Consider the following 23508-nt stretch of genomic DNA (forward strand, 5'->3'; position numbering starts at 1 on the left):
ATCACCACCACCGCTCGAACGGGACGTACTCCTCGCCGGTAAGGAGATGTTTCTTCAATTTGTACGCCTCGACGCGGAGGAGGTACTGATAGCTCACCTTTCGATTCAACCGCGGATGTTCGACGGTCTCGTCGAGCGTCTCCTCGAACGCTTTCGAGAACGTCTTTCGCCCCGTCTCGGTCAGGAGACAGGCGTTCAGTTCGTCCTCGAACTCGTCGAGTCCGAGTTGCTTCCGGTTCACGACGCGGAAGATCACGCGATCGGCGAGGACGGGTTTGAAGAGGTCGGCGAGGTCGAGCGCGAGCGAGTAGCGTCGCTCACCGGGTTCGTGGAGGAAGCTCACGGCCGGATCGAGCGCGGTGGCGCGAATCGCGGAGACGACGTTCGCGTAGACGAGCGAGTTGGCGAAGGAGATGAGGCTGTTCACCTCGTTGTCCGGTGGGTTGTACTGACGACCGGCGAAGACGAACCCCTCGGGGAGTACGTCGTCGAAGATGGAGTAGTAGGCGCGCCGTGCGGTCGCTTCGACGCCCATCAGTTCGTTCGTATCCATCTCCGGGGAGAGCGATCCTTGCTGGGTTTCAGCCGCTCGATTACGCCGCCGAACTCGTATCCCCGGCCGTCGTAATATTTGACGTTCGCTCGCATGTTGTGGACGCTTCCACGGATGATTTTCCGGGCGATTTTCCGGCGTCGCTCGGGCGTATCGTACGCGCGAACCTGTTCGACCAGCGTCCGACCCGACGTCTGACCGCGTTCCGGCATCACCGACCCGGCGTAGTAGTCGTTCCATCCGAAGACGTGGAGTGCGACGCCCAGGTCGTTGAGAAACGACACGAGTCGCGTGTTGTAGTCGATCTGCCCGTGAAGGAACAGCGCCTCCGCGTTCTCGACGGGGAGGTACTTCTTCTCGTCGGCCGCGGTCACGAGACGGATGGTGTCGTTGTGCCGTTCGAGTCGACCGTCGCTGAAGACGTGATAGTTGTCGTTCATAGTGATCAACAGCTCCAGCAGAAATCGTGATACGCACAGGAGTCACAGAACGGCTTCTCGTCGGCTGGTGGCGGGCTGTCGCCGGTGACGACGCGATGGACGCCCCGGATCGATTCCTCGACCCACTCCGCGTTCGCGTCCGAGAGCTCGACGGACTCTCGTCGGCGCTCGGTCGGATGTGCGAGGACTCCCTCGCGTTCGACGCCGACGACCCGGTCGAGATACCAGAGATAGTACAGCAGCTGGAGCTTCGCCGGTTCGACCAGCGAAGAGGAGGGTTTGACCTCCAGTATGCGGCCGTCGTCGAGGACGTCGATCGCGATGGTGCCATCGATAGAGACGTTTCGGCGCTTCTCCGCGTAGGCGTCGTCGTCGACCTGTGTCCCCTGGACGACGGCCGGATTATCACGGTCGATTTCGAGATGCCGCGACGCGAACCAGAGTTCGCGCTCACAGACCTCGTAATACTGCATCATCACGCCCGTGACGTGGAACTGCTCGTCGACCGCCTCGTTGCGGGCGGAGCGCAGGAGTTTCTCGACCGGATCGTCGGGGGCAGATCGGTCGTCGCTCATAAGAACTGGTGTTCGACGGCGCTTTCGGGGACGACGAACCCGGTAGATTCGTCGAAATACGATCCGTATCGTCGGACGTCGAGGTGGTACACACCCTCGTCCTCGACGAGCGTCGGGAGGTCCGTGATGGCGTCGGCCGTCTCGCTGTCCGGCCGGTCGTACGGAACCGACACCCGGAGCGGCTTCGTCTCGTCGAGCAGCGACCGGAGCGTCGCGAAGTCGGCGGCAGCCGTCGTCTCGCGAATCCGTTCGGCGATGTCCCGTTCGGCGTCGGTTCGAGAGACGAAGACGTCTGCCGCCCGGCGCTGGTCGATGAGCGATAGCTCGCCCAGCGCGTCTGCTCTCGCGTCGTCGACGTACTCGGCGTAGGCCCGTGTTCCCACGTCCTTGTCGGCGCGGAGCCGTTCGTAGTACCGCTCGACGGCGGTCCGGGCGACCGCCGTCTCCGAGAGCGTTCCGTCGTCGGCCCGGACGGAGTCGAGCGTCGCCGCGGCGACGGGGAGAAGCGACGTGCCGCGGTTGTAGACGGCCGCCGCAGGCGTCTTGCGCTGTCCGTCGGGTGCATCGAGCCACCAGACCGTGACCCGCCCGATTTCTCGTTCGAACGAGCGGTTACAGCGACCCGCTGCCTGGACGACGCTGTCGATCGGCGCGAGGTCTCGATACACCCGGTCGAAACTGATGTCTACCCCGGCCTCGACAAGCTGGGTCGAGACGACGACGAGCGGATGGCCGCTTTCCGTGAGCGCCTTCGCGGCCTCGACGAGCGTCAGTCGGTCCGCGGGGCGGAGTCGTGTCGATAGATGCAAGAGAGCGGGCTCCCCGCGTGCTTCGACTCGGTTCGCGACCGCCGCCGCGTCGACGGACGTCGCTTTACCCGCTGCGTCGAGTTCGGCCGCGTATCGCTCGGCGACGTCCACCGGATCGGCACGTTCGTCCACGTATTCGGTGAGCTTGCGTGCGCTGTCTATCGTGTTACAGATCGCGAGGGCAGATTCCCCGTCGGCGAGCGACCCACAGAGCGCGTCGGCAGCGTCGTCGTACGACTTCGCACCCGCCTGTTCGTCGATGTACCGCGTCGTCGACTCGTCGAGTTCGTAGGTGACGCGCTCGACGGCCTCGAAGTAGCGATCCGGATCGTCGACGAGTTCGGTCGCGTCCTCGAACAACTTCGGCTGCGTCGCCGTCATCGCGATGACCGTCGCGTCGTACTGCTCGGTCAGCATCGAAACGAGCCGGGGGACGAGTTTCCACCAGCCGAGCGGGAGGCTCTGTGGCTCGTCGAGTACGACGACGCTGTTTTGCAGGGCGGGAAGTTTCATCGACTGGCGGTTCGCCGGGCCGGCGAGGCTCTCGAACAACTGGACGAACGTCGTCACCGTCAAGCCCGCACGCCAACTCTCGGCGAGCATCCCCGCAACGTCGTCGTAGCGGTCGGCGTCCTCCGCGTCAGTCTCGTCTCTAACGACCGTCTCCGCGAGGTGATGGTGTGCAGTGAGGAGCCTCCCGGTCGCGTCGGTGTCGTAGACGTCCGCGACTTCGTCGACGACCTGGTCGATGATGCTCGTAAACGGGAGCGCGTAGACGACTCGCTCCCCGCCGAACCGGTCGCGGAGGTCGAACGCGGCAGAGAGACCGGTGAGCGTCTTCCCCATCCCCGTCGGGAGCGTGAGCGTCGCCACGCCGCCGCCGGTCTCGGCGAACGACTCGGTGCCGTCGAGGGCGGACCTGCGGGCGCACGATCTGAGGTGGTCGAGTCGCTCCGCGCGCGATCCGTCAGGATCTGCGTTCGCCGCCGCTTCTAACTCCGCCACGTGCTCGTCGAGGCGACTCGACGACGGAGGCTGTGCCGCGTACGTTCGCGGAGCGTCGTCCGTCCCGGCCGCACTCGTCTTGTCGGCGAGCACGAGCGTACTCCAGGACTGGAGGACGAGGCCGTAACACGACGCCGAGAGCGCATCGCGGTCGACACCGGGGACGGTACCCGACGTCGCAACCGTCGACGCGACGTCGCCGAGCAGGTCCCCGAACCCATCCCGAAACGACGCCCAACCCCCGCTGCCGGCGGTGGCGTCGTCGAGCACGTCCGTGGCGAGGTTCGGCGCGTGCTCGTCGATATCGTGAATCTGGGTGGCGACGGCGGCCTGTCGTCGCTCTGCCGAGTTCATGTCCACTCCTGAGACGCCGTCGCGACGGTAGGCGCTGGTGTGGACGTAGTCGGCGACGTCCGGGAGTCGACCGTGGTGTTTCGCGACGGCGACGAAGCCGGCCAGACAGGTCTCCGCTCCGAACCCCCGTTCGTCGAGGGCGTAATACGCAGCGAACGAACCGAGGGGCGCGTGGTGTCGGCGCGCTGGGATGTCCGGATCGCGCCCGTCGAGCAGATACGCCTGGAAGAACGTCGTCGCCTTGCCGAGGTCGTGGACGTGCCCGAGCGTCTCGACGACGGGACGGAGCGGTTCTCCGGTTGGGGTCGTCGCGTCCGCGGGGACGACGTGACGAACTCGTCCGGCGACGTCGGCGAGGTGATCTCGGAGTTCGACTCCGTCCCGGTCGCCATCGGGGGGATGTGAGTAGGCGGGGGCATCTCAGACGAACACCACGGTGCGTTCGTCGACTCGTGACGACTCGATCCCACGAACTTCGAGCGGTTCCGCGTCGGGGTTGTACGCGTACGTCGCGAACGCGGTGGTCGTTCGACCGCCCGAGTCCGCGGCCATGAACGCGGGAGACTCCTCGATCCCACACCGTGTCTCACGCCCCAGAACGATGTCGTCGACGGCGTTCGGTACGGCCGAATCGACGGCAGTGATGCCCTCGTCCGGCCCCGGGGTGACGTCGAACTCGCCGTGGAACTCGATTTCGGCGAGGTGTTCGGAGAGCCCGAGGCTCGGAACGTAGTGTGACTTCCCGGCAGCGAGCAGCTCGCGGAGCCGTTGATATCTGTCCTCATCCGCGAGCGCGACGTCGAGGCGGTAGGCCGGGTCCACGAGAACCTCGTAGTTGTGCTGTTGGCGGAGGTCGGTCGGGTCGGGCAGCTTCACGCTGAGTTTGCCGCGGCCGTTGAGCGAGCGGAGGTTCTCGGCGGCAGTCGACAGCGCGTTCACCGGCATATTCAGCGTCCGGATCTCCCGGACGGGTTCGATGGCGACGGCCGACCGCTCCAGGCCGAACAGTTGGTAGTAGCCGTCGCGCTCGATACCGAGGACGGCCGCGAGAAGCCCCGCGACGGTCGTTCGGGGGATTATCCGATACGTCTGCTTGACGACGTTTCCCTCCACGCGGCGGAAATGTCCCCACGGACCGCGGACCGTGAGTGACAGACACCGTTCCGGGGACCACTCCCGGTCGTCCGTCCACTCGTCGAGCGATTCCTGGTCCATCGTCACGTCGCGTCGTCCGCGGGGAGCGTCTCGGGGTACTCCTCGTACACGTCCACGACGTCGACGGCGTCGTCACCGACGGCCTCGCGAAGCGCGTCGTAGAACAGGTCCGGACCACCGAGTTCCCCGTCGTGCGTGAACCGGAGCACGTCGCTCGCGACGACCCGAACGCGTTCGATCTGCTCGCTCGCATCCGCGAGTCGGCCGACGAACGCGTCCGTCTCCACAGCGAGATCCCTGACGTTCCGGAGTTCCTCGTCGGCCTTCGATTCGTCGGCGTCGAGCGCGAGGTCCTTGTCGAGTCCGCCCAGGTGGAAGCTCCCTTCCACGTACTCGACGCGGCAGTAGAGACGCGGCTCCTGGCCCACCTTGCTGCGGCTTATCGTCTGATTCTTCAGCGCACGCCAACAGAGCGTGTCGAGTCGCTCGACGTCGGCCGTCGTGAGTTTCGTATCCGTGGCCCCGTGTTCGTCGACGAGCCCGTGGAACCGAACGAGCCCGTACTGGATGCGGTGGTCGTCCAGATCGAACCCGCCCTGCTCTTTTCCCTCCTGTGTCGCGATGACGCTCGTGAGACTGTCGTACTCCTCGTTCTCGTTGACGGCGTGCATGGACTTCCCGGGCGAAAACTGCACCGGGCCGGTGAAATGGCCCGGGAGGTGGGTTGCGTACTCGTCGTCGGCGTCGACGGACATCGTCGCGCCGAAGTATCTGACGTCGGCGCTCTCGGCGAGATACTCGCCGAAGACGTCTTCGCGGAACTGTTCGGCCGATGCGTCGTCGTCGAGGTCGTAGTCGTCCGGATCGACCGCCTTCAGCCGGTCTTCGAGCAGGTCCGCCCGCGTGTACTGCTCGCCTTCCTCCTGTACGTTCCGGATGTAGACCCCGTGGCCGTCGTCGTCGAGCTGGTCACGGAGGTAGCGCTTCAGCCGGACGTCCGTGACGATGGCCTGCTGGGTCTGGGGGTCGATTCGCGGCCGGTTCGCACTACTCAGCGGGTTGCCGTTCGGATTCGCGTCGACCGCGTCGTACAGAAAGACGATTTCGGAGCGATTCGTGACGGTGTCGGTGGTGTCGGTCATGTTAGAGTTCCTCCTCGGCGTCGTCGGTTTCCGCGCTGTTCCAGTCCGGGTGATCGTTCATACCGTAGGTGACACCGAGGGCGTAGTAGAACCGGAGATCGTCGGTGTCGAGGGTCCACTCGTCCGGGTCGGGCCGGAGTATCGCCTCACGAAGCCGCTCGACGACGTGCTCGGCCTTCGTTCCCGGATAACTCCGGCCGCTCTTTTTCTCCTGCCGCGTGTACGTGAGCGTCTTCCCGATGGTCTCCTGTGTCACCTTCTTGATCCGCGAGCTGGTGATGGATTTCACCGGGAACTGGTCGACGAGCGTCGTCGATCGATCCTGATCGTACTCCTGATAACTTCCGATCTCTCCGACGAGTGCGCCAAGCAGGAACGCGCCGCGTCGCTGGTCGTTGTGCGGCGCGTCGGCGTCTCGCGCGAGCGCCGGCGTGTCTTCGATGAACGAGTCGAGTTTTGCGGCGGGGTCTCCGCCGTCGGCTGCGAGTAGTTCGTGTTGGATTTCCATCGTGTGTTCCTCGTAGGTCGGTTCCCGCGCGATCGGTTCTTTTCCTCGTCGGTCGTCGTCAGCAGGCCGAGTTCGTCGGTCGCGAGCGCACACAGCTGTGCGAACTGGCCAGCGACGCGAAAGGAAGGAAACCCTCGACGTCTTGGTCGGTCTCTTCGTCGACGATGCGGTCGACGTACTCTTCCAGCACCGTCTCGACCGAAATCGCGTCGCCGCTCAACACGGCAACGAGCGCCTGGATACGCGGATCGTCGGCGTCGGCGTCGTCGTCTTCCCGCTCGGCGAACGTCTGATAGAAGTACCAGCCCGTCGCGACGGAGTGGAGACGACCGTCGTCGCCGGCGAGCAGGGCCCAGTTCTCGTGGGTCGGCAGCGGTGCGGTCCACTCCGTTTCGGAGCGAAACGCGGCCGCGTTTCTGACGAGGCGGTCGTGCGTGACGGCGAGTTCCTTCGGGTAGAGCAGTCGTCCGTTCAGCGTCTCGCCGAAGACGTCGTATCGCGACATCTGGTGGGGCATCACGGCCGAGACGTAGAAGCGGAGCTCGGCGTCGCCGAACAGTTCGTCCCGCTCGCGGTACGCGCGCTCGACCGGCGTCAGGTCGTCCTCCTCAGTGGTAGCGAGGTACAGCAGTTCGTACAGATCGTGTGCGTTCGCCGCCGAAAAGCGACCCCACACGTACGGCAGATAGTACACCTTCGCGCCGAACGTCCGGTAGGTACACGCCTCGACGAACGTGTCCGCGTTCATCACGGTCACTGCCGCGTCCTCCGAGATCGGATGTGTCCGCCACGCTTCCTCGACGTCGAGGCCGGGAAACGTCTCCAGTTGCTTGCCGAGGAAGTAGTTCTGCGGGTCCTCGGACGTGCCGACCGTTCGCGCCGGTTCGCCGGTGACGAGGTCCGTCGCGTCGCCCGACGAATCGTCCGCCCCGTTTTTCGTAACGAGCTTCGAGAGTTTCCGGCGACGCATCGCCTCGGCGAACACGTCGAGTTCCCCGGCCACCGATACGCCTCGTCCGCGTCGAGCCGAACTTTCACCGTGAGCAACGCCGTCGCGGATTCGCCGCCGAGAGCGGTCGTGAGCGCGTCTTCGATGGCGTCGAGTGCATCCTCGTCTGCCCCGATCTCCGCGAGGGCGTCGATGATCCAGCCGTCCTCGTGTGCGTCAGCCGCTTCGGCGACGACGTCGTCGCGAGCCCACTTCGTCAGCCGCTCTTTCGCGTAGCGGGCGAGTTTCTCCGGACCGCTGTTCCGGCCGGCCTGATGGGTGACGCTGTGGTCGATGCCGCGGGCCGCGGGGTACTTGCAGTGTGCGACTTTCTCGACCAGGTCGTCGCTGTAACGCGTCACCCACACCGGGCCGCGTTCGTCGTCGGCAGCGAGTCGTGACTCGTCTCCTGACAGGTCCACGCGGACGACGACGAGGCTGTCGTCGGTGTCGATGATGTCGCTCGCGGCGTCCGGCGTGAGGTAGGGCGCGTAGTCGCCACCGCCCGTCGTCGCGAGCGTGTAGAGTTTGCCGTAGAGGTACTGGACGTCGCGGAGTGACCCGATCGGCGAGTCCGGAAGTTCGTCTGCGAGTTCGTCCTCCGAGTACTCCTCGCGGAACTCCTCAGGCGAAAGCATCCTCTCCTCCAGTTCCGTCTCGCCCGGTCGCGTCCGATCGACGACGTTGACGAATCCGAAGCCGAGGCCGTTTCGACCCCCGATGCCGGTGTCGAGCGCGAGGTTCAGATGTCGCCGGTGGGTGTCGTCTCGGACGCGGTAGTCGAATCGCCACTTGCTCACGACCAGCTCCAGTTCGACGCCCTCCGTGACCGTCGTCGGCAACGCGTACGTCTTGAGGAACTCGTACCCGTCGAACAGATCCGATTCGACATCGTCGGGACCGGGAACGTACTCCGGTGCGAACCGTTCGTGTTTCCGCTGGAGGTTCTCCGTAATCGCGTCCCGAAACGGCTCGATGGTGTACTCCGGTCGCCAGTACGTCGGCGTGTCGCCGTGGTCGCCGTCGATACCGTACTCGTCGCGGTGGCGCTCGTACAACCGAACGACGACACCGGTCGACGTCTCGACGACGCCTCGGGTTCCTGGCTCTCCCACGTCGACGTCGACGGGTGTGAGCCCGTCGACCTCGAACGGCATCTCACCGACGTTAAATTCCCGGTCGGCCTGCAGGTTCTCGGCGATCGCCGCGAGCAGTTCCTCCCGCGGCGACGCGACGAGGAGCGTCCGCTCGTCGCCTTCGGAGAGTTCGCCCCACGGAAAGACGTTCGAAAAGGAGAGCCCCATCGGCCGTCCGTCGCCGTGTTCCTCCTCGAATCGCGTCCCCTGGAGCGAACGCCAGAGCCGTCCCCGGAGCTTGTTGTGGTAATTGTTTTGGTATGTCGCGTCCGCTCGCGCGGACAGGTCGACCATCAAGCGCATCTCGGGGATCCCCACCGAACGTTCGCTATCCGATATGCTAGCACAGCCATCATTTCCGAAACCAACGCCATAAATATCCGGGGTCGATCTGACGACCGATCCGAGTGAGGGTCACGGAGTACCGTGACCGGAGTCCAGAGACACGAACGCCGTGAGCGCCGAGCGGTAAGGAACTTTGTCGCCCCGTCTCCATATCCGGGCCGTGCCAGTCGAAGTCACCGCGATCGCCGGCAGCCTCCGCGAGAACAGCCACACCCGAACGGCGCTCACACACGCCCTGCGCGGCGTGGAGGACGCCGGTGGGAGGGAACAATGCTCGACCTCCGGGAGTTCGAGCTACCGCCGTTGAATCCGGACCGCGACGAACAGGGCGACAGCGCCGCGTTCGCGCGCCGGGTGCGCGAGGCGGACGCCGTCGTCCTCGGGACGCCGACGTACCACGGGTCGTTCTCGGGCGTCCTGAAGAACGGCCTCGACCACTGCGGGTTCGACGAGTTCGACGGCAAGACGGTGGGGCTGCTGGCCGTCGCCGGTGGTGCCTTCCCCATCACGGCGCTCGAACATCTGCGGTCGGTGTGCCGTGCGCTGGACGCCTGGGTGTTGCCCCACCAGGCCGCGATCCCGCGCGCGTCGTCGGCGTTCGACGACGGCGAGTTCGCCGACGAGGACCTCGAAGAGCGCGTCCTGACGCTCGGTCGCCGGGCCGTCGAGTACGCCGCCATCGAACCCGATCCGCCGACGTTCGAGAGCGGACAGAACGTCGGTGCCGACGGATAGCGGCGTCGCGACCGCGGGGACGGCCGCTCGCTGTCGGAATCTCTATGCCACCGGCGGCGTCAGTTCCGGGCGTGATGGCGAGTGGTGATCCCTCGACCGGTGGGCGGGCACGCGGACCACGGGGCCTCGTTCAGGCGTGGGCGGCGGTGCTCGTCCACCCGAAGCGGTTCTTCCGGGAGCGCGTCGTCCCGGGCGACCAGGCTCCTGGCCTCGTCTTCGGCGTCGGCGTCGCGCTCCTCTATCTCGGCGTCTCCCTCGTCGCCGGCACCCTCCGCGTTCCAGCGGCGCTCCCCGTCGTCGGCGGCGCTGGACCGCTCACGACGGCTTTCGTCTTTCTTGCCGTCGGCCTCCTGATCGCGCCCGCGACGCTCCACCTGCTGGCCGCGCTGCAGACGCTCCTGTTGATGGCGTTCGTGCGCGACCGGGCGGGCGTGAGCGAGACCGTCCAGGTCGTCGCGTACGCGACGGCCCCCTGCGTCGCCGCCGGCCTCCCCGTTCCCGAACTCCGCGCGGGATGCTGTCTGTACGGCGCGGCGCTCCTCGCCGTCGGCGTCCGCGACGTTCACGAGACGACGACCCGCCGGGCCGTCGCCGCTACGGTGATTCCGGCGGCGCTGTTGTTCGGCTACGGCTTCGGCGGCTTCGACGCCGTCCTGTTCCTGCTCCGGGACTGGTATATTATCTGACTGGGGGCGAAGGGGGCGTATGCTCACGATCGACGTCGACGACTTCGCGTTCGAACTCAAAGACGGAACCGTCAAACACGTCGGCGCGTCGACGACGAGCGCGACGGTGAAACTCTACCACGCGACGGCGGCGACGGCCCGCCAGTTCGGCGACAGCCAGGTGAAACTCGCGTTCGACGACGAGGAGGGCAACGAGGTGGAGATCGCCCTCGATCCTGAGCAGGTGTCCTCGCTCGTCGAGGCCGTCGAGGTGCTGCGCGAGGAGGGGCCGATCTCCGAGTAGCTTTCGACAATCGTTTTACTTTGGGCCTATTCGGTATCGGTAATGGATTGGATAACGCACGAGGAAGACGTCTGGTTCGACTTTCGCGGGTCGGACCCGAAGCAGCTGAAACCCAACCGGTACTACAAGGGAACGGTAGACGGGTTCGCTGACTTCGGCGTCTTCGTCGACCTCTCGCCCGGCGTCACCGGGCTCTTACACCGTAGCGAACTCGACCGCCGTCTCGAAAGTCTCGACTGGGACCCGGGCGACACCGTCTTCGTCCAGGTGAAAAACGTCCGCGAGAACGGCGACGTCGACCTCGGATGGTCGAAACGACAGCGCGAGAGCGAGTTCCGGGGCGCTCGCATCCACGACCCCGAGGGCGAACACGACGGCGAACCCATCGAGAGCGAGGAAACGGAGCGCGAGAAACCGGTGCGGACGACGCCGAAACCGCGCGAGGAAGGCGGCGACCGGACGACGCGCGACGGCCGCGAAGCAGCCGAGACGGAGGCCGAAACGGAGGCTGAGCCCGAAACGGAGACTGAGCCCGAAACGGAGACTGAGCCCGAACCGACCGAGCCGCGCGCCGAGCCGGCCGCCCGGGAACTCGAACGCGTCACCGTCGACTCCCTGAGTGACCGCGTCGGCGACGTCGTCCGCGTCGAGGGCGAAGTCGTCGGCGTCCGGCAGACCAGCGGGCCGACGGTGTTCGAACTCTCGGACGAGACGGGCGTCGTCGACTGTGCGGCCTTCGTGGAAGCGGGCGTCCGCGCCTACCCCGAGGTCGAGGTCGGACACGTCGTTCGCCTCGACGGCGAAGTCGAACTCCGGCGCGACGAACTCCAGATCGAGACCGAGGAACTGACGCGTCTGACGGGCGAGGACGCCGCCGCGGTCGAGGAGCGACTCGCCGACGCGATGACCGCGGAGGCGCGCCCGGACGAGATCGATCCGCTGGCGGGTCACGAGGCCGTCGACGCCGTGAGCGACCGCCTGCGCGACGCCGCAGAGGCGATTCGCCGGGCCGTCCTCGAATCCCGGCCGGTCGTCGTCCGCCACGCCGCCACCGCCGACGGCTACGTCGCCGGCGCGGCCATCGAGCGCGCCGTGCTCCCGCTCGTCCGCGAGGAGTACGCCACGTCCGACGCCGAGTACCACTACTTCGACCGTCGCCCCCTCGACTCGACCGTCTACGACATGGACGCCGCCACGAACGACGTGACGAACATGCTCCAGGGGCGCGACCGGTTCGACGAGAAACTCCCGCTCGTGGTCCTCGTCGGCATCGGCAGCACCGTCGAATCGAGCGACGGGCTCGGCTTGCTCGGCGTCTACGGCGCGCGACGAATCGTCGTCGACGCCGCCGCGGCCGACGAGGCCGTCGACGGCGAGACGGAAGTGCTGGTGAACCCCGAACTCGCCGGCGTCGACGCCGACGACCTCTCGACGGGCGCGCTGTCGGCCAACCTCGCGGCCGCCGTCAACGACGACGTGCGCGACGACCTCACCCACCTGCCGGCGGTGAGTTACTGGGAGGCGACGCCGCGGGCCTACGTCGACCTCGCGGCCGACGCCGGCTACGACGCCGACCGCGTCCGCGAACTCCGCGAGGCCGTGGCGCTCGAAGCCTACTACCAGTCCTACGAGGACAAGCGCGAACTCATCACCGACCTCCTGTTCGACGAGAGCGAAGCGGGCGCGCGCGGCGAGAGCGAGACGCCCGCGCCGACGGGTCGCCTCGCCGGCCACGTCAGCGAGCAGTTCCGCATCAAACTCGAAGACGAAATCGAGACGGCGCAGGCGAACCTCGAACGCCGTGACGAGAACGGCGTCGGCGTCGCCGTCCTCGACACTGACGCCTACACCCACCGCTTCGACTTCCCGCCGACGGGGCTGCTGGTAGACGAACTCCACCGGCGCAACCGCGAGGGCGACTTCGTGACCGTCGGGCTCGGAACGGACGAACTCTGGCTCCGGAGTACGTTCCCGATGGATGTCCGCGACGTCGCCGCGGCGGCCGCCGAACGCGTCCCCGAGGCCGACGTCGACACCGCGAGCGTCCGCGAAGGGAAACTCGAGTTCCTCTCCGGGATGCGCGAGGCGACGACGGAGGCCGTCATCGACGCCACGGTCGAACAGGCGTAAGCCGCGACGTCGTCGGCGCGACCGAACGACATCCTTAACCGCCCGAATCCACCAACTGAGAGTAATGACTCCCCGCGAGGTGACCGCATGAGCACGGACGCCGCCGAAGAGACCGAGGCGTTCGAACGCGTCTGCGAGGACCTCGTCGCGCGGATCCTCTCGGGAGCAGTCGACCGCGACGATCTGGAGTCGGCGAAACTGGAGGCCTGTTCGGAACACTCCGCGTCGAAGGTGCCGAAAAACGCCGACATCCTCCAGTACGCCCCCGACGAGCGACGCGACGAGGTACGGGAGGTGGTCCAGCGCAAACCGGTCCGCACCGCCTCCGGCGTCTCGCCCGTCGCCATCATGACCAGCCCCCACATGTGCCCGCACGGGAAGTGTCTCTACTGTCCCGGCGGCCCGGCCTCCGAGTTCGACAGTTCCCAGAGCTACACGGGCCACGAACCGGCGGCCGCGAGGGGAGAACAGAACGACTACGACCCGTACGGCCAGGTGACGCTCCGCCTCGAACAGTTGCGCCACATCGGCCACCCCGTCGACAAGGTGGAACTCATCCTCATGGGCGGGACGATGACCGCCCGCAGCCACGACTACCAGGAGTGGTTCGTCAAGCGGGCGCTGGAGGCGCTGAACGACTACGACGTCGACTCGGAGCCGAACCCGGCCGAGGGGCGGTCGTTCGCACAGGACCCCGAGGAGCGCGAGTTCCGGTATCTGGAGGACGTCATCGCGGAAAACGAGACGGCCGACGTCCGCAACATCGGCACGACCTTCGAGACGAAGCCGGACTGGTGCGACCCCGAACAGATCGACCGGATGCTCGATCTGGGCGCGACCAAGGTGGAGGTGGGCGTCCAGACGACCTACGAGCGCATCAACCGCGAGATGCACCGCGGCCACGGCATCCAGGCGTCGATAGACGCGAACCGCCGCCTGCGCGACGCCGCCTTCAAGGTTGGCTTTCACATGATGCCCGGCCAGCCCGGGATGACCGAGGAGATGTGCCTCGAAGATTTCCGCCAACTGTTCGATGATCCCCGGTGGCGGCCCGACTACCTCAAGATCTATCCGACGCTCGTCGTCCGCGGTACCCGCACCTACGACATGTGGCGGCGCGACGACTACGACCCCCTGACGAACGAGCAGGCCGCCGACCTCGTCGCCGAGGTGATGGGGATGATCCCCAAGTACACCCGCCTCCAGCGGGTGCAACGCGACATCCCCGCGGACTTCATCGACGCCGGCGTCTGGAAGTCGAACCTCAGGCAACTCGCCGCCCGACGCGCCGAGGAGCAGGGCATCGAGCCCCGGGACATCCGCGCCCGCGAGGCGGGAATGAACGATGCGGACCCGGATCCCGACCGGGTCGAACTCGACGTGCTGGAGTACGAGGCAGCCGGGGGCACCGAGCAGTTCATCAGTTTCGAGGACCCCGTCGAGGACCTGCTGGTCGGCTTCTGTCGCCTGCGCTTCCCCGGCGACCCGGTGCGGCGCGAACTCGACGACGCCGCCCTCGTCCGCGAACTCCACGTCTACGGGAGCGAAGTCGGGATTAGCGAGGCGCGACGCGCCTCGAAGCAATCGAGCGGCGGAACGCCGCGAGACGGCGGCGAGGACGACTGGCAACACCGGGGCTACGGCCGCCGCCTCCTCCGAGCGGCGGAACGCCGCGCGGCCGACGCCGGCTTCGACAAACTCGCCGTCATCAGCGGCATCGGCGTCCGCCAGTACTACCGCGAGAAACTCGGCTACCACCAGGACGGGCCGTACGTCTCGAAGCGACTGTAGGACCCAAAAATCCACGTACCTGCCCACCGACGGTCACGGTATGTCGCTCTCCGACGCCGCAGACCGGTTGTTCCTCGGCCGAGACCCCCGGCTGGCGATCAAGCTCTCGTCGGTCGCCGGTGTCGCCTTCCTCCTGACCGCGCTCGTCCACCTGCCGCCGCGGCTCGTCGGGTCGCTGTCGACGCCGTTCGGCCTCTTTCTCCCCGCGCTGTTCGCGCTGATGTTCGTCCTGTCGGTCGTCGGCGGCTACCTCAACGACGGCCTGCTGGTCTGTGTCGCCCTCGCCGGCGGGCCGTCGCTCGGCTACTACCTCCCGCTGGCGATCTTCGAACTCACGTACCCGAGTGAGACGGTGTTGCGGGCGCTGGCGACGGGGACGGGCTACGCCGTCGTCTTCGGCGCGGCGGGCTTTCTCGTCGGCGCGGGCGGCCGACGGCTCGTCGGCCGCGTCCGCGCCGCCGTCGCGGCCGCCTGATACCGTCCGACGGTAACGACACGCCTTTTCGGCCGGGCCGACTACGGGAGGACATGGAACCGAAGCGGGAGTTGACGAGCGTCGACCTCGCCGCCCTCGTCACCGAACTCCGGGGCTACGCGGGCGCGAAGGTCGACAAGGCCTACCTCTACGACGACGACCTTCTGAGACTGCGGATGCGGGACTTCGACCGGGGGCGGGTCGAGTTGCTGTTGGAGGTCGGCGACGTGAAACGGGCCCACGTCGCCGCCCCCGAAAACGTCCCGGAAGCGCCGGGACGGCCGCCGAACTTCGCGATGATGCTGCGCAACCGCCTGTCGGGGGCCGACCTCGCGGGCGTCGAGCAGTTCGAGTTCGACCGCATCCTCGTCTTCGAGTTCGAACGCGAGGACGCCAACACGAAGATCGTTGTCGAACTGTTCGGCGAGGGGAACGTCGCCGTCTTAGACGAGAACGGCGAGGTGGTCCAGAGCCTCGAAACCGTCCGGCTGAAGTCGCGAACCGTCGCGCCGGGGTCACAGTACGAGTTCCCCCAGTCCCGAATCAACCCCTCACGATGAGTTACGAGGCGTTCGTCCAGCGAATGGAGGAGTCCGACACCGACGTGGTGCGGACCATCGCGACGCAGTTGAACTTCGGCGGCCTCTACGGCGAGGAACTCTGCTCGCGGGCGGGCGTCGAGAAGACGCTCGACATCGCCGACGCGGGCGAGTCGGAGTACGAACGCGTCTACGACGCCATCTCCCGCCTCGCCGAGCAGCTCCAGTCGGGCGAGTTCGACCCGCGGGTCTACCTCGACGACGACCGGGTGGTGGACGCGACGCCGTTTCCCCTCGAAGAACGCGCCGGCCTCGACAGCGAGGCCTACGACTCGTTCAACACCGCCCTCGACGAGTACTTCGTCCGTCTCGAACGCGAGAGCGAGAGCGAGGAGAAACAGGGGACGACCGAACGCCCGGACTTCGAGGCGCAGATCGAGAAACAACGGCGCATCATCGAACAGCAAAAGGAGGCGATCGAGGGGTTCGAGGAGCAGGCGGAGGCCGAACGGGAACGGGCGGAACTGCTCTACGCCAACTACGACCTGGTCGACGAGGTGCTGACGACGGTCCGCGAGGCGCGGGAAGCGAACGTCCCGTGGGACGAAATCGAGGAGAAACTCGAAGCGGGGGCCGAACGGGACATCCCCGCCGCGGAGGCCGTCGTCGACGTGGACGAAGCCGAAGGGATGGTCACCGTCGAACTCGACGACACCCGCGTCCCTCTCGACGTGTCGACGGGCGTCGAGAAAACGCCGACCGCCTCTACAACGAAGCCAAACGCATCGAGGGGAAAAAGGAGGGAGCGGAGGCGGCCATCGAGGACACCCGCGAGCGCCTCGCGGAACTCGAACGCCGCCGCGAAGAGTGGGAGGAGAGCGAGGAGGAACCCGAGGAGAGCGAAGCGGCGGAGCCAGAAGAGGTCGACTGGCTCTCCCGGTCGTCGATTCCGGTCCGCCAGCCCGACCACTGGTACGAGCGGTTCCGGTGGTTCCACACCAGCGACGACTTCCTCGTCATCGGCGGGCGCAACGCCGACCAGAACGAGGAACTCGTCAAGAAGTATATGGACGCCAACGACCGGTTCTTCCACGCGCAGGCCCACGGCGGCCCGGTGACGCTCCTGAAGGCGACGGGGCCGAGCGAACCCTCCCGGGAGGTGGAGTTCCCCGAGTCGAGTCTGGACGAGGCGGCGCAGTTCGCCGTCTCGTACTCGTCGGTGTGGAAGGAGGGGCGGTTCGCCGGCGACGCGTACGTGGTGTCGCCGGACCAGGTGTCGAAGACGCCCGAGAGCGGCGAGTACCTGGAGAAGGGCGGCTTCGCCATCCGAGGCGACCGGACCTACTTCCGCGACGTGAGCGTCGGCGTCGCCGTCGGCATCACCTGCGAGGAGGAGACGCGGGTCATCGGCGGGCCGCCGACGGCCATCGAACCCCGGGCGGAGACGTCGATCCGCCTCGAACCCGGGAAGTTCGCGCAGAACGACGTCGCGACGCGGTGTTACCGGGAGTTCCGCGACCGGTTCGCCGACGAGTCGTTCGTCCGCAAGGTGGCGAGCGCCGACCTGATCCAGGAGTTCCTTCCGCCGGGCGGAAGCACCATCGTCGAGGAGTGAGGCGGTCGCGGGGTGTGGGTGTCGCTGCCGAACGTCCACGGCGTCGGTATCTTTAAGTGGAATCGTGTAAGAGTCGTCGGTGACGCTTCGTCTGGAGGGCCGAAGCGTCAGCGGGGACCAATTCAGGGCGGCAAGCACCACGCGTTTTTCGCGTGGCTTGCTACCTTTTCGACGTCAGTTCGGGAGCGACGTTACTCGATAGAGAGGTCGCCGTCGCCGCCCTCGCCTTCGGTCCACTCGAGTTCGAGTTCGAGGCCGAGTTCCGACGGACCGGTGGCGGACGTCTCGCGTTCGACCTTGACTTCGAACGTGGGCTGTTGGGGGATGTCGATCGACACCGACTGGTCCCCGGCGCGAAGCGTGAGGTCGCCGCGTTCGACCTTGGTGGCGATGGACCGCAGCATCTCGGCGACGTCGTCACGACTCCGTTTCGACTCCGTCTCGAACAGGATTTCTTCGGGCACGACCGCCAGTACGGTCGCCAGCGAAATAAGTACTCGCTTCGAAAGATATGCTATCTGATTCGTGCGGGGTATTATTCGATTTGGTGACCTTTTCGGAACCCGTTGTGTCGGGCGATTTACCGGGTATGTCACCGACTCGGAACGTGTCGCTTCGACATATTTATTCCAATCGAACACTAATCGGCGAGTAGAGAATACCGATGTACGACCTGACAGGATTCCAGCGCGACCTGCTGTATGTCGTGGCCGGACTCGACGAACCACACGGGTTGGCGATAAAGGAGGAACTCGAGGAGTACTACGAGAAAGAAATCCATCACGGGCGGCTCTATCCGAACCTCGACACGCTCGTCGAGAAAGGGCTCGTGGACAAGGGACAGCGCGACCGCCGGACGAACTACTACACGCTCACCCGCCGCGGCCGCCGGGAACTCGAAGCGCGACGCGAGTGGGAACAGCAGTACGTCGACTTCTAGTCGGTCGGCAGCTCTCCGTCGTCCTCCGCCCGCTCGTCCGTCGGGTCCGTGAGATACCCCGGATCGACCGCGTACGGCTGGAGCTGTTTCGACGTCAACAGCTCCGGCAGGACGAGCCGAGCGAAATGCATCGTCAGCACCAGCAGCATCGGCATGAGGAAGATGCCGTACCAGCCGAACAGGAGCGGTCCGAAGGTGTAGGCGATCATCAGCGCGCCGACGTGGAGACTCCGCCCGGAGACGTACGGCCGGAGGACCAGGTCGGGGATGGTGTCGACGACGACGAAGGCGACGAGGGCGAACACGGCGACGAACCAGAGAGTCTGGGGGTCGACGAGGAAGGCGCGGATCCCGACGTAGATCGCCACGGGGAAGTAGACGAGTTTCATGCCGACGACGGGGATGAGGCTCGCGACGCCCGCGAGCAGCCCCACCAGCGCGGCGGCGGGGATTTTCGCGCCGGCCGGTGCGGCCGTGTTCAGCAGCGAGAAGGCGATGACGCCGATGGTGGCGGTGAGGACGGCGTTGAGGATGTTGCCGAAGAAGATGCCGTTGAAATCGCGGTCGACGGTGCGGACGTACGCCCGGAGGATGCCCCGTTCGTCGCCGAATCGCGAGAGGACCCACCGCGAGAGTTTCCGGTCGTCACGGAGCAGGTAGAACGCGAGGGCGATCATGGCGAACAGGTGGACGAGCCCCACGCCGACGAACGCGAGCGTGTCGGCGGCGGACGTCAGCGACTGGATCATCGAGGAGAATCCCCCGGACGTGAGATACCGTTCGAGGTCCAGCTGCAGGAGCGTCGCCGGGTCGACGACGCGGTTGAGCAACTGCTGATCGATCGAGAGATACTGAACCACGTCGATGCCCTGGCCGTCGAGGAGCTTCTGCAGTTCCCGGACGGCGACGCTCAGCGAGTAGATGACGAGCAGGAGCGCCGGCAGCGCCAGCGCGAAGAGGGCGATCGCGGCGGCCAGACTCGGCGGATACACCCGCCGTCGGATGTGGCGGTAGATCGGCCGCGTCGCGTAGTAGAGAAACAGGCCGAAGACGAACGTTCCGACGAAGGCGTAGACGACGTACGTGAGGGCGACGCCGAGGGCGAGGCCGAACAGCCACCAGCCGATCCGGAATCGATCGACGTCGTGGAACGCCATACCACAAGGGAAACGGCGGTCGGGAAAAGCCTGTCGCGGGAGCCGCCCGGTTACGCCGGTTCCGTCGCCGACGGAACGCGACGGCCCTCCCGACGGCGACCGGTGGCGACGCGTCTGGATCCCGTCGCGGGCGACTACGTCCAGCGGTCGAGGCCGGTCTGGACGACCGACGCCTCGATGCGTTCGAAGCCGCGTTCGACTTCGTCGGCGTCGACCTCCCACTCGTCGGTGACGTAGTCGCGGGCGGCGTCGAGGTCGGGGTTCAGGTCGAGATCGAGCGCGTAGTCGTCGGTCACCGGCGGATCGCGAAACAGTTCGCGGATGCGGTCGGCGTTCTCGACGTGCCAGTCGTTGGCCTCCATCGCGGCCCAGAGGTCGCCGTGCTCTTTGATCGCCGAGAGCGCCGTCTTCGGGCCGACGCCCGAGACGCCGGAGTTGAAGTCCGTCCCGCAGAGGATGGCGACGTCGACGAGCTGTTCGAGCGTCAGGTCGTGGCGGTCGAGCGTGGCGTCGAGGTCCATCAGTTCCGGCGCGCCCTTGCTCGTGAGCTGGCGGAGCGTCAGCGGCGCGCCGAACAACAGCGTGTCGTAATCCTCGCTGCCCGCGTAGTCGACGTCGCCGACGCGAGCCATGTGGGCGGCCTGTGCTTCGCCTTCAGCAGGTGCCTCGATTACGGGTACGTCCAGCAGGTCCAGCAGTCCGTGGGTCGTCTCGAGGATGACGTCGGTGAGTCGCTGGGTCCGGGCCGAGAGGCGGGCCGCCTCCACCTGGTCGCCGCGTTCGCGCGCCTCGGCCAAGCGCTCCTCGGCGCGTTCGCGCTTCTCGCGGCGTTCGGCCACTTCGGCGCTTTTCAGTTCGGTGACGCCGCCGTCGAAGACGAAGACGGGGGTCAGGTCGTGTTCGAAGAACTTCGGGAGGCCCTGGACGACGCCGACGAGGTTCGCCACCTCCTCGCCGCCCTCGGTCGTGTAGATCTCGTCGCGGGTCCACTTCACCGTCGTCGTGAGGTAGCGATACAGCCAGTTGTGCGCGTCGACGGCGACGACGCTCCCCTCGATGTCGGCCCACGCCACGTCCGAGAGCGCCGCGAGCGCCCGCAGGTCTGCGTTACCCATTTGGCGACCGTACGCGCGCAGGGGGTTTCAAGGTCCCGCGTCGACGCGGCCGGGCGGCGAGGCCCCCGCTTGTCGTCGAGGAACGTCGCCTCGGGGTCGCCGGGGTCGCGGGTGCGGTAGCGGTCGAGTCCCGACTGGTACGCCTCCGTATCCCGCGGATCGGGGCGTTCGAGGACGAGTTCGGCGATGCCGGTCTCCTCGCCCGTGAAGCCGAACCCCGCCTTGTAGAGGGCCTGGTACGCGAAGGGGTTGTTGACGGCGATGCGGATTCGGTCCCCGCCCCGGGACTCGATGCGGTCGGCCGCGAACGCCGCGAGGCGCGCGCCGAGGCCCTCGCCGCGCAGATCGTCGCGGACGGTGATATACCGGAGCCACCACGTCGCCGGATCGGTCCGATCTTCGTTGAACGCGACCGCCGCGAGGGCGGCGTCGTACTCGCCCTCGCGCGTCGCGTCCGGGTCGCAGGCGACGGCTTTGCCCGTATTCGACATGACGAACTTGCCGGCGTAGCGAAAGCGCCGGTAGTCCAGACGGAGTTGCGGGCCGTCCGGCGGCCAGCCGAGGACGCGAAAGGCCGGATCCATGGATTCGGATAGGCCGGCGAGCGGGTAGACCTTTGGTTCGTCGGCGACGAGACGGCGTATGCACGGCTTCGGCGACGTCCGCTTTTTCGACCGATTCGCCCGGGCGTACGACTTCGTGATGCCTTCGGCGCGGCGCGCGCCGCTTCGAGAGGGGTTGGCGCTCGCCGAACGCGACGTCGAGCGGGTAGTCGACCTCGGCGGCGGCACGGGGCGCGCGGTCCGCGCGCTAGATGTCGACCGACCGCTCGTCGTCGACGCGTCGCGCGGGATGCTCCGCCGCGCCGTCGCGCACGGTCTCGACGCCGCCCAGGCCGACGCGGCGACGCTCCCGCTCCGGGACGGGACGGTCGACGCGGTGATCGTCGTGGACGCGCTCCATCACGTCCCCGACCGACAGGCGGCCCTCGCGGAGGCGGCGCGGGCCCTCGCCGACGGGGGCGTGCTGGTCGTCCGCGATTTCGACCCCGGAACGCTCCTCGGCCGGTTGCTCGTTTCGAGCGAACGGGTGATGGGCATGGATTCGACGTTCGACGGGCCCGACGCGCTGGCCCGCCTGGTCGCCGACGCCGGCCTCGACGCCGCCGTGCTCGATCGGGGCTTCGGCTACACCGTCGCCGGCGTAAAGCGGGGAAGCCAATAGGGACGACGGGAAAGGGCGTGCATGGCGAGCGCAGTCGCGTCGTTCCTCGATCGTCGCATCGACGCCCGAGCGACCCCGATCGCGGTGGGTGACGTCCTCGTCATCGCCCTCCTCCTGACCGGCGGCACCGTCCGTCACAACGGACTCGATTTCGTCCTCTCGAACCCGGTGTATCTCGCCGGCGTCCTCGCGCCGTTCCTCCTCGGCTGGGTCGTCGCAGCGCCGGTGCTCGGAGCCTACGCTCCCGGCGCGACGGAGACGGCGAAAGCCGCCGTTCCGCTCGCCCTCCGGTCGTGGGTCGTCGCCGACGTCGTCGGCCTCGGCCTCCGGGCGACGCCCGTCTTCCACGGCGGCGTCCAACTCTCTTCGCGGCCGTCACGCTGCTGGTGGGTGCCGTCGGCCTGGGCGTCTGGCGCGTCCTCTTTTTCGAACTGCGCTGACGTTCACGCCGACCGAACGCGGACCAGATAGACGCCGATGAGCAGCGCGACGGACGCGAACCCCGCGAGCGCGAAAAAGAGCGTCTGCGGATTCGCGTAGGCGAGGATGCCGCCGGCGACGGCCCCGCCGAGGGAGCCGACGCCGAAGACGCCGAGATAGGTGTAGCCGTAGGAGAGGCCGCGGGTGTCGGCGGGGGTGTACTCGGCGACGGTGGCCTGATAGAACGGCTGGGCGAAAAACAGGAAGAAGCCGAGCGCCGCCCCGAGGACGAGGAGGGGACCGACGCCGAGCGACGCCGCCGGCAGGAAGAGGAGGGCGATGACGGCGAGTCCCGCGAACGTGGCGACGATGCCGTATTCGGCGGGCATCCGGTCGGTGAGCTTCCCGCCGACGTACTGGCCGACGACGCCGACGATGAGTAGGCCGGAGTAGAAGTATCGCTCGGGGTGGATGGTTCGGCCGCCGTCGACGCCGGGGACGAGCGAGTCGAGCGGGATCGGCTCGAATCCGGGAAGGCCCTCGAGGAGGTTCGGCATGAACGTCAACACCCCCGGTAGTAGAGGCCGGAACACATCACGATGGCGAAGACGGCGACGAAGAGGCCGCCGAACAGCGTCTTCGACTCCACGAGAAACTCCGCGAGCGACGAGACGCCGCCCCCGGCCCTCGACTCGCCGCCGTCGGTGGCGGTGACGGCCGCCGTCTCGTCGAACTGTGCGCGCGTGGCGTACACCCCGGCCGCCAGCGCCGGGATCGCGAGGAGGGCGGCGACGGCCGTCCAGCCGAGAAAGAGGAGCAAAACGGCCGTCACCAACGGTCCGAGGCCGATACCGAGGTTGCCGGCCATGCCGTGGTAGGCAAAGCCCGTCCCGCGTTTCTCGACGCCCTTACTGAGGAGGGTCAGACCGGCGGGGTGGTAGACGCTGGCCGACGCCCCCACAACAGGAGGGCGACGGCGACGGCGACGAGGCCGGGTGCCGCCCCGAGGAGGAGGAACGCGCCGCCCATCCCGAACAGACAGAGGCTGATGAGGCGACGCGATCCGATGCGATCCACGAGGACGCCCCCGGCAACGCGCCGAGGCCGAACAGACCGTAGCCGGCGGTGACGACGAGACCCAACGTCGCCTCGGTGACGCCCACCTGCAGGCCCGCGAACTGGATCGTCTCGAACTCGGCCAGCCAGATGGTCACGAAGATGGGAACCGAGAGTTCGTAGGTGTGGACCATCGCGTGAGCGAGCATCACGAGGCCGACGATCGCGCGGTCGTTCCGGTTCACACTCGAACTCTGTGTCCCCGCCCAGTTAACTCTCGACGTGGAGGCAAGCCCCGCAGATACGTCACTATTGTTCATTTAAAACTTATG

General features: G+C 67.0%; 16 protein-coding genes and 7 pseudogenes. 10 read left to right on the plus strand and 13 right to left on the minus strand.

What is annotated here, in order from left to right:
* Window position 1: 1 nt before the first annotated feature.
* The 8 genes and pseudogenes from cas1b to ACFQJD_RS10965 all read right to left on the minus strand — a co-directional run.
* A pseudogene (gene cas1b / locus ACFQJD_RS10930) lies at window positions 2-993 on the minus strand (type I-B CRISPR-associated endonuclease Cas1b).
* A 5-nt stretch (window positions 994-998) separates the two neighbouring features.
* On the minus strand, window positions 999-1568 hold the full coding sequence (locus tag ACFQJD_RS10935; RefSeq protein WP_379798188.1) for a CRISPR-associated protein Cas4: 570 nt from the start codon (window positions 1566-1568) through the stop codon (window positions 999-1001).
* Window positions 1565-3223: a CRISPR-associated helicase/endonuclease Cas3 gene (locus ACFQJD_RS10940; RefSeq protein ID WP_379800494.1), complete on the minus strand. Its 1659-nt coding sequence runs from the start codon at window positions 3221-3223 to the stop codon at window positions 1565-1567. The genes ACFQJD_RS10935 and ACFQJD_RS10940 overlap by 4 nt, the downstream gene beginning before the upstream one ends.
* A gap of 288 nt (window positions 3224-3511) precedes the next feature.
* Window positions 3512-4054, minus strand: a pseudogene (locus ACFQJD_RS10945) (CRISPR-associated endonuclease Cas3''); the annotation flags it as partial.
* A gap of 102 nt (window positions 4055-4156) precedes the next feature.
* On the minus strand, window positions 4157-4951 hold the full coding sequence (cas5b, locus tag ACFQJD_RS10950; RefSeq protein WP_379798190.1) for a type I-B CRISPR-associated protein Cas5b: 795 nt from the start codon (window positions 4949-4951) through the stop codon (window positions 4157-4159).
* Between the two features lie 2 nt (window positions 4952-4953).
* Window positions 4954-6033, minus strand: a complete 1080-nt coding sequence (gene cas7b, locus ACFQJD_RS10955; RefSeq protein ID WP_379798192.1) for a type I-B CRISPR-associated protein Cas7/Csh2 — start codon at window positions 6031-6033, stop codon at window positions 4954-4956.
* 1 nt (window position 6034) lies between these two features.
* Window positions 6035-8167: pseudogene (gene cas8b, locus ACFQJD_RS10960) on the minus strand (type I-B CRISPR-associated protein Cas8b/Csh1).
* A gap of 102 nt (window positions 8168-8269) precedes the next feature.
* Window positions 8270-8968 (minus strand): annotated as a pseudogene (locus ACFQJD_RS10965) (CRISPR-associated protein Cas6); the annotation flags it as partial.
* Window positions 8969-9170: 202 nt separating this feature from the next.
* Here ACFQJD_RS10965 and ACFQJD_RS10970 point away from each other — a divergent pair.
* From ACFQJD_RS10970 to rqcH, 7 genes and pseudogenes are all read left to right on the plus strand, one after another.
* Window positions 9171-9745: pseudogene (locus ACFQJD_RS10970) on the plus strand (NADPH-dependent FMN reductase).
* 74 nt (window positions 9746-9819) lie between these two features.
* Window positions 9820-10431: a YIP1 family protein gene (locus tag ACFQJD_RS10975; RefSeq protein WP_379798194.1), complete on the plus strand. Its 612-nt coding sequence runs from the start codon at window positions 9820-9822 to the stop codon at window positions 10429-10431.
* 19 nt (window positions 10432-10450) lie between these two features.
* Complete coding sequence (locus tag ACFQJD_RS10980) at window positions 10451-10714, plus strand: hypothetical protein (protein WP_379798196.1); 264 nt, start codon at window positions 10451-10453, stop codon at window positions 10712-10714.
* 42 nt (window positions 10715-10756) lie between these two features.
* The gene (locus ACFQJD_RS10985) at window positions 10757-12844 is read left to right on the plus strand and encodes a DHH family phosphoesterase (RefSeq protein WP_379798198.1); all 2088 of its coding nucleotides are present in this window, start codon (window positions 10757-10759) and stop codon (window positions 12842-12844) included.
* 87 nt (window positions 12845-12931) lie between these two features.
* A complete protein-coding gene (locus ACFQJD_RS10990; RefSeq protein WP_379798200.1) occupies window positions 12932-14635 on the plus strand; it encodes a tRNA uridine(34) 5-carboxymethylaminomethyl modification radical SAM/GNAT enzyme Elp3 in 1704 nt (567 codons plus the stop codon).
* A gap of 40 nt (window positions 14636-14675) precedes the next feature.
* The gene (locus ACFQJD_RS10995; RefSeq protein WP_379798203.1) at window positions 14676-15110 is read left to right on the plus strand and encodes a hypothetical protein; all 435 of its coding nucleotides are present in this window, start codon (window positions 14676-14678) and stop codon (window positions 15108-15110) included.
* Between the two features lie 53 nt (window positions 15111-15163).
* Window positions 15164-17264, plus strand: a pseudogene (rqcH, locus tag ACFQJD_RS11000) (ribosome rescue protein RqcH).
* Window positions 17265-17455: 191 nt separating this feature from the next.
* Here the strand turns inward: rqcH and ACFQJD_RS11005 are convergent.
* Complete coding sequence (locus ACFQJD_RS11005) at window positions 17456-17728, minus strand: amphi-Trp domain-containing protein (protein WP_379798205.1); 273 nt, start codon at window positions 17726-17728, stop codon at window positions 17456-17458.
* Window positions 17729-17928: 200 nt separating this feature from the next.
* Between ACFQJD_RS11005 and ACFQJD_RS11010 the strand changes: the two genes are divergently transcribed.
* Window positions 17929-18204 carry a PadR family transcriptional regulator gene (locus tag ACFQJD_RS11010; RefSeq protein WP_379798206.1) on the plus strand — a complete coding sequence of 92 codons (276 nt, stop codon included), beginning with the start codon at window positions 17929-17931 and terminating at the stop codon, window positions 18202-18204.
* Here ACFQJD_RS11010 and ACFQJD_RS11015 read toward each other — a convergent pair.
* From ACFQJD_RS11015 to ACFQJD_RS11025, 3 genes are all read right to left on the minus strand, one after another.
* Window positions 18201-19361, minus strand: a complete 1161-nt coding sequence (locus tag ACFQJD_RS11015; protein WP_379798209.1) for an AI-2E family transporter — start codon at window positions 19359-19361, stop codon at window positions 18201-18203. The two genes, ACFQJD_RS11010 and ACFQJD_RS11015, sit on opposite strands and share 4 nt — an antisense overlap.
* A 134-nt stretch (window positions 19362-19495) precedes the next feature.
* Window positions 19496-20434, minus strand: coding sequence for a flap endonuclease-1 (gene fen / locus ACFQJD_RS11020; protein ID WP_379800496.1), 939 nt, complete (start codon window positions 20432-20434; stop codon window positions 19496-19498).
* Window positions 20353-21060 carry a GNAT family N-acetyltransferase gene (locus ACFQJD_RS11025; protein ID WP_379798211.1) on the minus strand — a complete coding sequence of 236 codons (708 nt, stop codon included), beginning with the start codon at window positions 21058-21060 and terminating at the stop codon, window positions 20353-20355. The genes fen and ACFQJD_RS11025 overlap by 82 nt, the downstream gene beginning before the upstream one ends.
* Before the next feature lie 58 nt (window positions 21061-21118).
* Between ACFQJD_RS11025 and ACFQJD_RS11030 the strand changes: the two genes are divergently transcribed.
* Window positions 21119-21700 carry a class I SAM-dependent methyltransferase gene (locus tag ACFQJD_RS11030; protein WP_379798214.1) on the plus strand — a complete coding sequence of 194 codons (582 nt, stop codon included), beginning with the start codon at window positions 21119-21121 and terminating at the stop codon, window positions 21698-21700.
* Window positions 21701-21721: 21 nt separating this feature from the next.
* Window positions 21722-22171: a DUF3054 domain-containing protein gene (locus ACFQJD_RS11035; protein WP_379798217.1), complete on the plus strand. Its 450-nt coding sequence runs from the start codon at window positions 21722-21724 to the stop codon at window positions 22169-22171.
* Here ACFQJD_RS11035 and ACFQJD_RS11040 read toward each other — a convergent pair.
* Window positions 22144-23385: pseudogene (locus ACFQJD_RS11040) on the minus strand (MFS transporter). The gene ACFQJD_RS11035 and the pseudogene ACFQJD_RS11040 sit on opposite strands and share 28 nt — an antisense overlap.
* Between the last annotated feature and the right edge of the window lie 123 nt (window positions 23386-23508).

The sequence above is a fragment of the Haloplanus sp. GCM10025708 genome (assembly GCF_042663985.1).
GTDB classification, from domain to species: Archaea; Halobacteriota; Halobacteria; order Halobacteriales; family Haloferacaceae; genus Salinirarus; species Salinirarus marinus.

Bases quoted from the DNA above. Each gene is read 5' to 3' on its own strand.
- ACFQJD_RS10935 (WP_379798188.1), bottom strand. From the start codon at position 1,568: ATGAGCGACGACCGATCTGCCCCCGACGATCCGGTCGAGAAACTCCTG.
- ACFQJD_RS10940 (WP_379800494.1), bottom strand. From the start codon at position 3,223: ATGGGGAAGACGCTCACCGGTCTCTCTGCCGCGTTCGACCTCCGCGAC.
- cas5b (WP_379798190.1), bottom strand. From the start codon at position 4,951: ATGGACCAGGAATCGCTCGACGAGTGGACGGACGACCGGGAGTGGTCC.
- cas7b (WP_379798192.1), bottom strand. From the start codon at position 6,033: ATGACCGACACCACCGACACCGTCACGAATCGCTCCGAAATCGTCTTT.
- ACFQJD_RS10975 (WP_379798194.1), top strand. From the start codon at position 9,820: ATGGCGAGTGGTGATCCCTCGACCGGTGGGCGGGCACGCGGACCACGG.
- ACFQJD_RS10980 (WP_379798196.1), top strand. From the start codon at position 10,451: ATGCTCACGATCGACGTCGACGACTTCGCGTTCGAACTCAAAGACGGA.
- ACFQJD_RS10985 (WP_379798198.1), top strand. From the start codon at position 10,757: ATGGATTGGATAACGCACGAGGAAGACGTCTGGTTCGACTTTCGCGGG.
- ACFQJD_RS10990 (WP_379798200.1), top strand. From the start codon at position 12,932: ATGAGCACGGACGCCGCCGAAGAGACCGAGGCGTTCGAACGCGTCTGC.
- ACFQJD_RS10995 (WP_379798203.1), top strand. From the start codon at position 14,676: ATGTCGCTCTCCGACGCCGCAGACCGGTTGTTCCTCGGCCGAGACCCC.
- ACFQJD_RS11010 (WP_379798206.1), top strand. From the start codon at position 17,929: ATGTACGACCTGACAGGATTCCAGCGCGACCTGCTGTATGTCGTGGCC.
- ACFQJD_RS11015 (WP_379798209.1), bottom strand. From the start codon at position 19,361: ATGGCGTTCCACGACGTCGATCGATTCCGGATCGGCTGGTGGCTGTTC.
- ACFQJD_RS11025 (WP_379798211.1), bottom strand. From the start codon at position 21,060: ATGGATCCGGCCTTTCGCGTCCTCGGCTGGCCGCCGGACGGCCCGCAA.
- ACFQJD_RS11030 (WP_379798214.1), top strand. From the start codon at position 21,119: ATGCACGGCTTCGGCGACGTCCGCTTTTTCGACCGATTCGCCCGGGCG.
- ACFQJD_RS11035 (WP_379798217.1), top strand. From the start codon at position 21,722: ATGGCGAGCGCAGTCGCGTCGTTCCTCGATCGTCGCATCGACGCCCGA.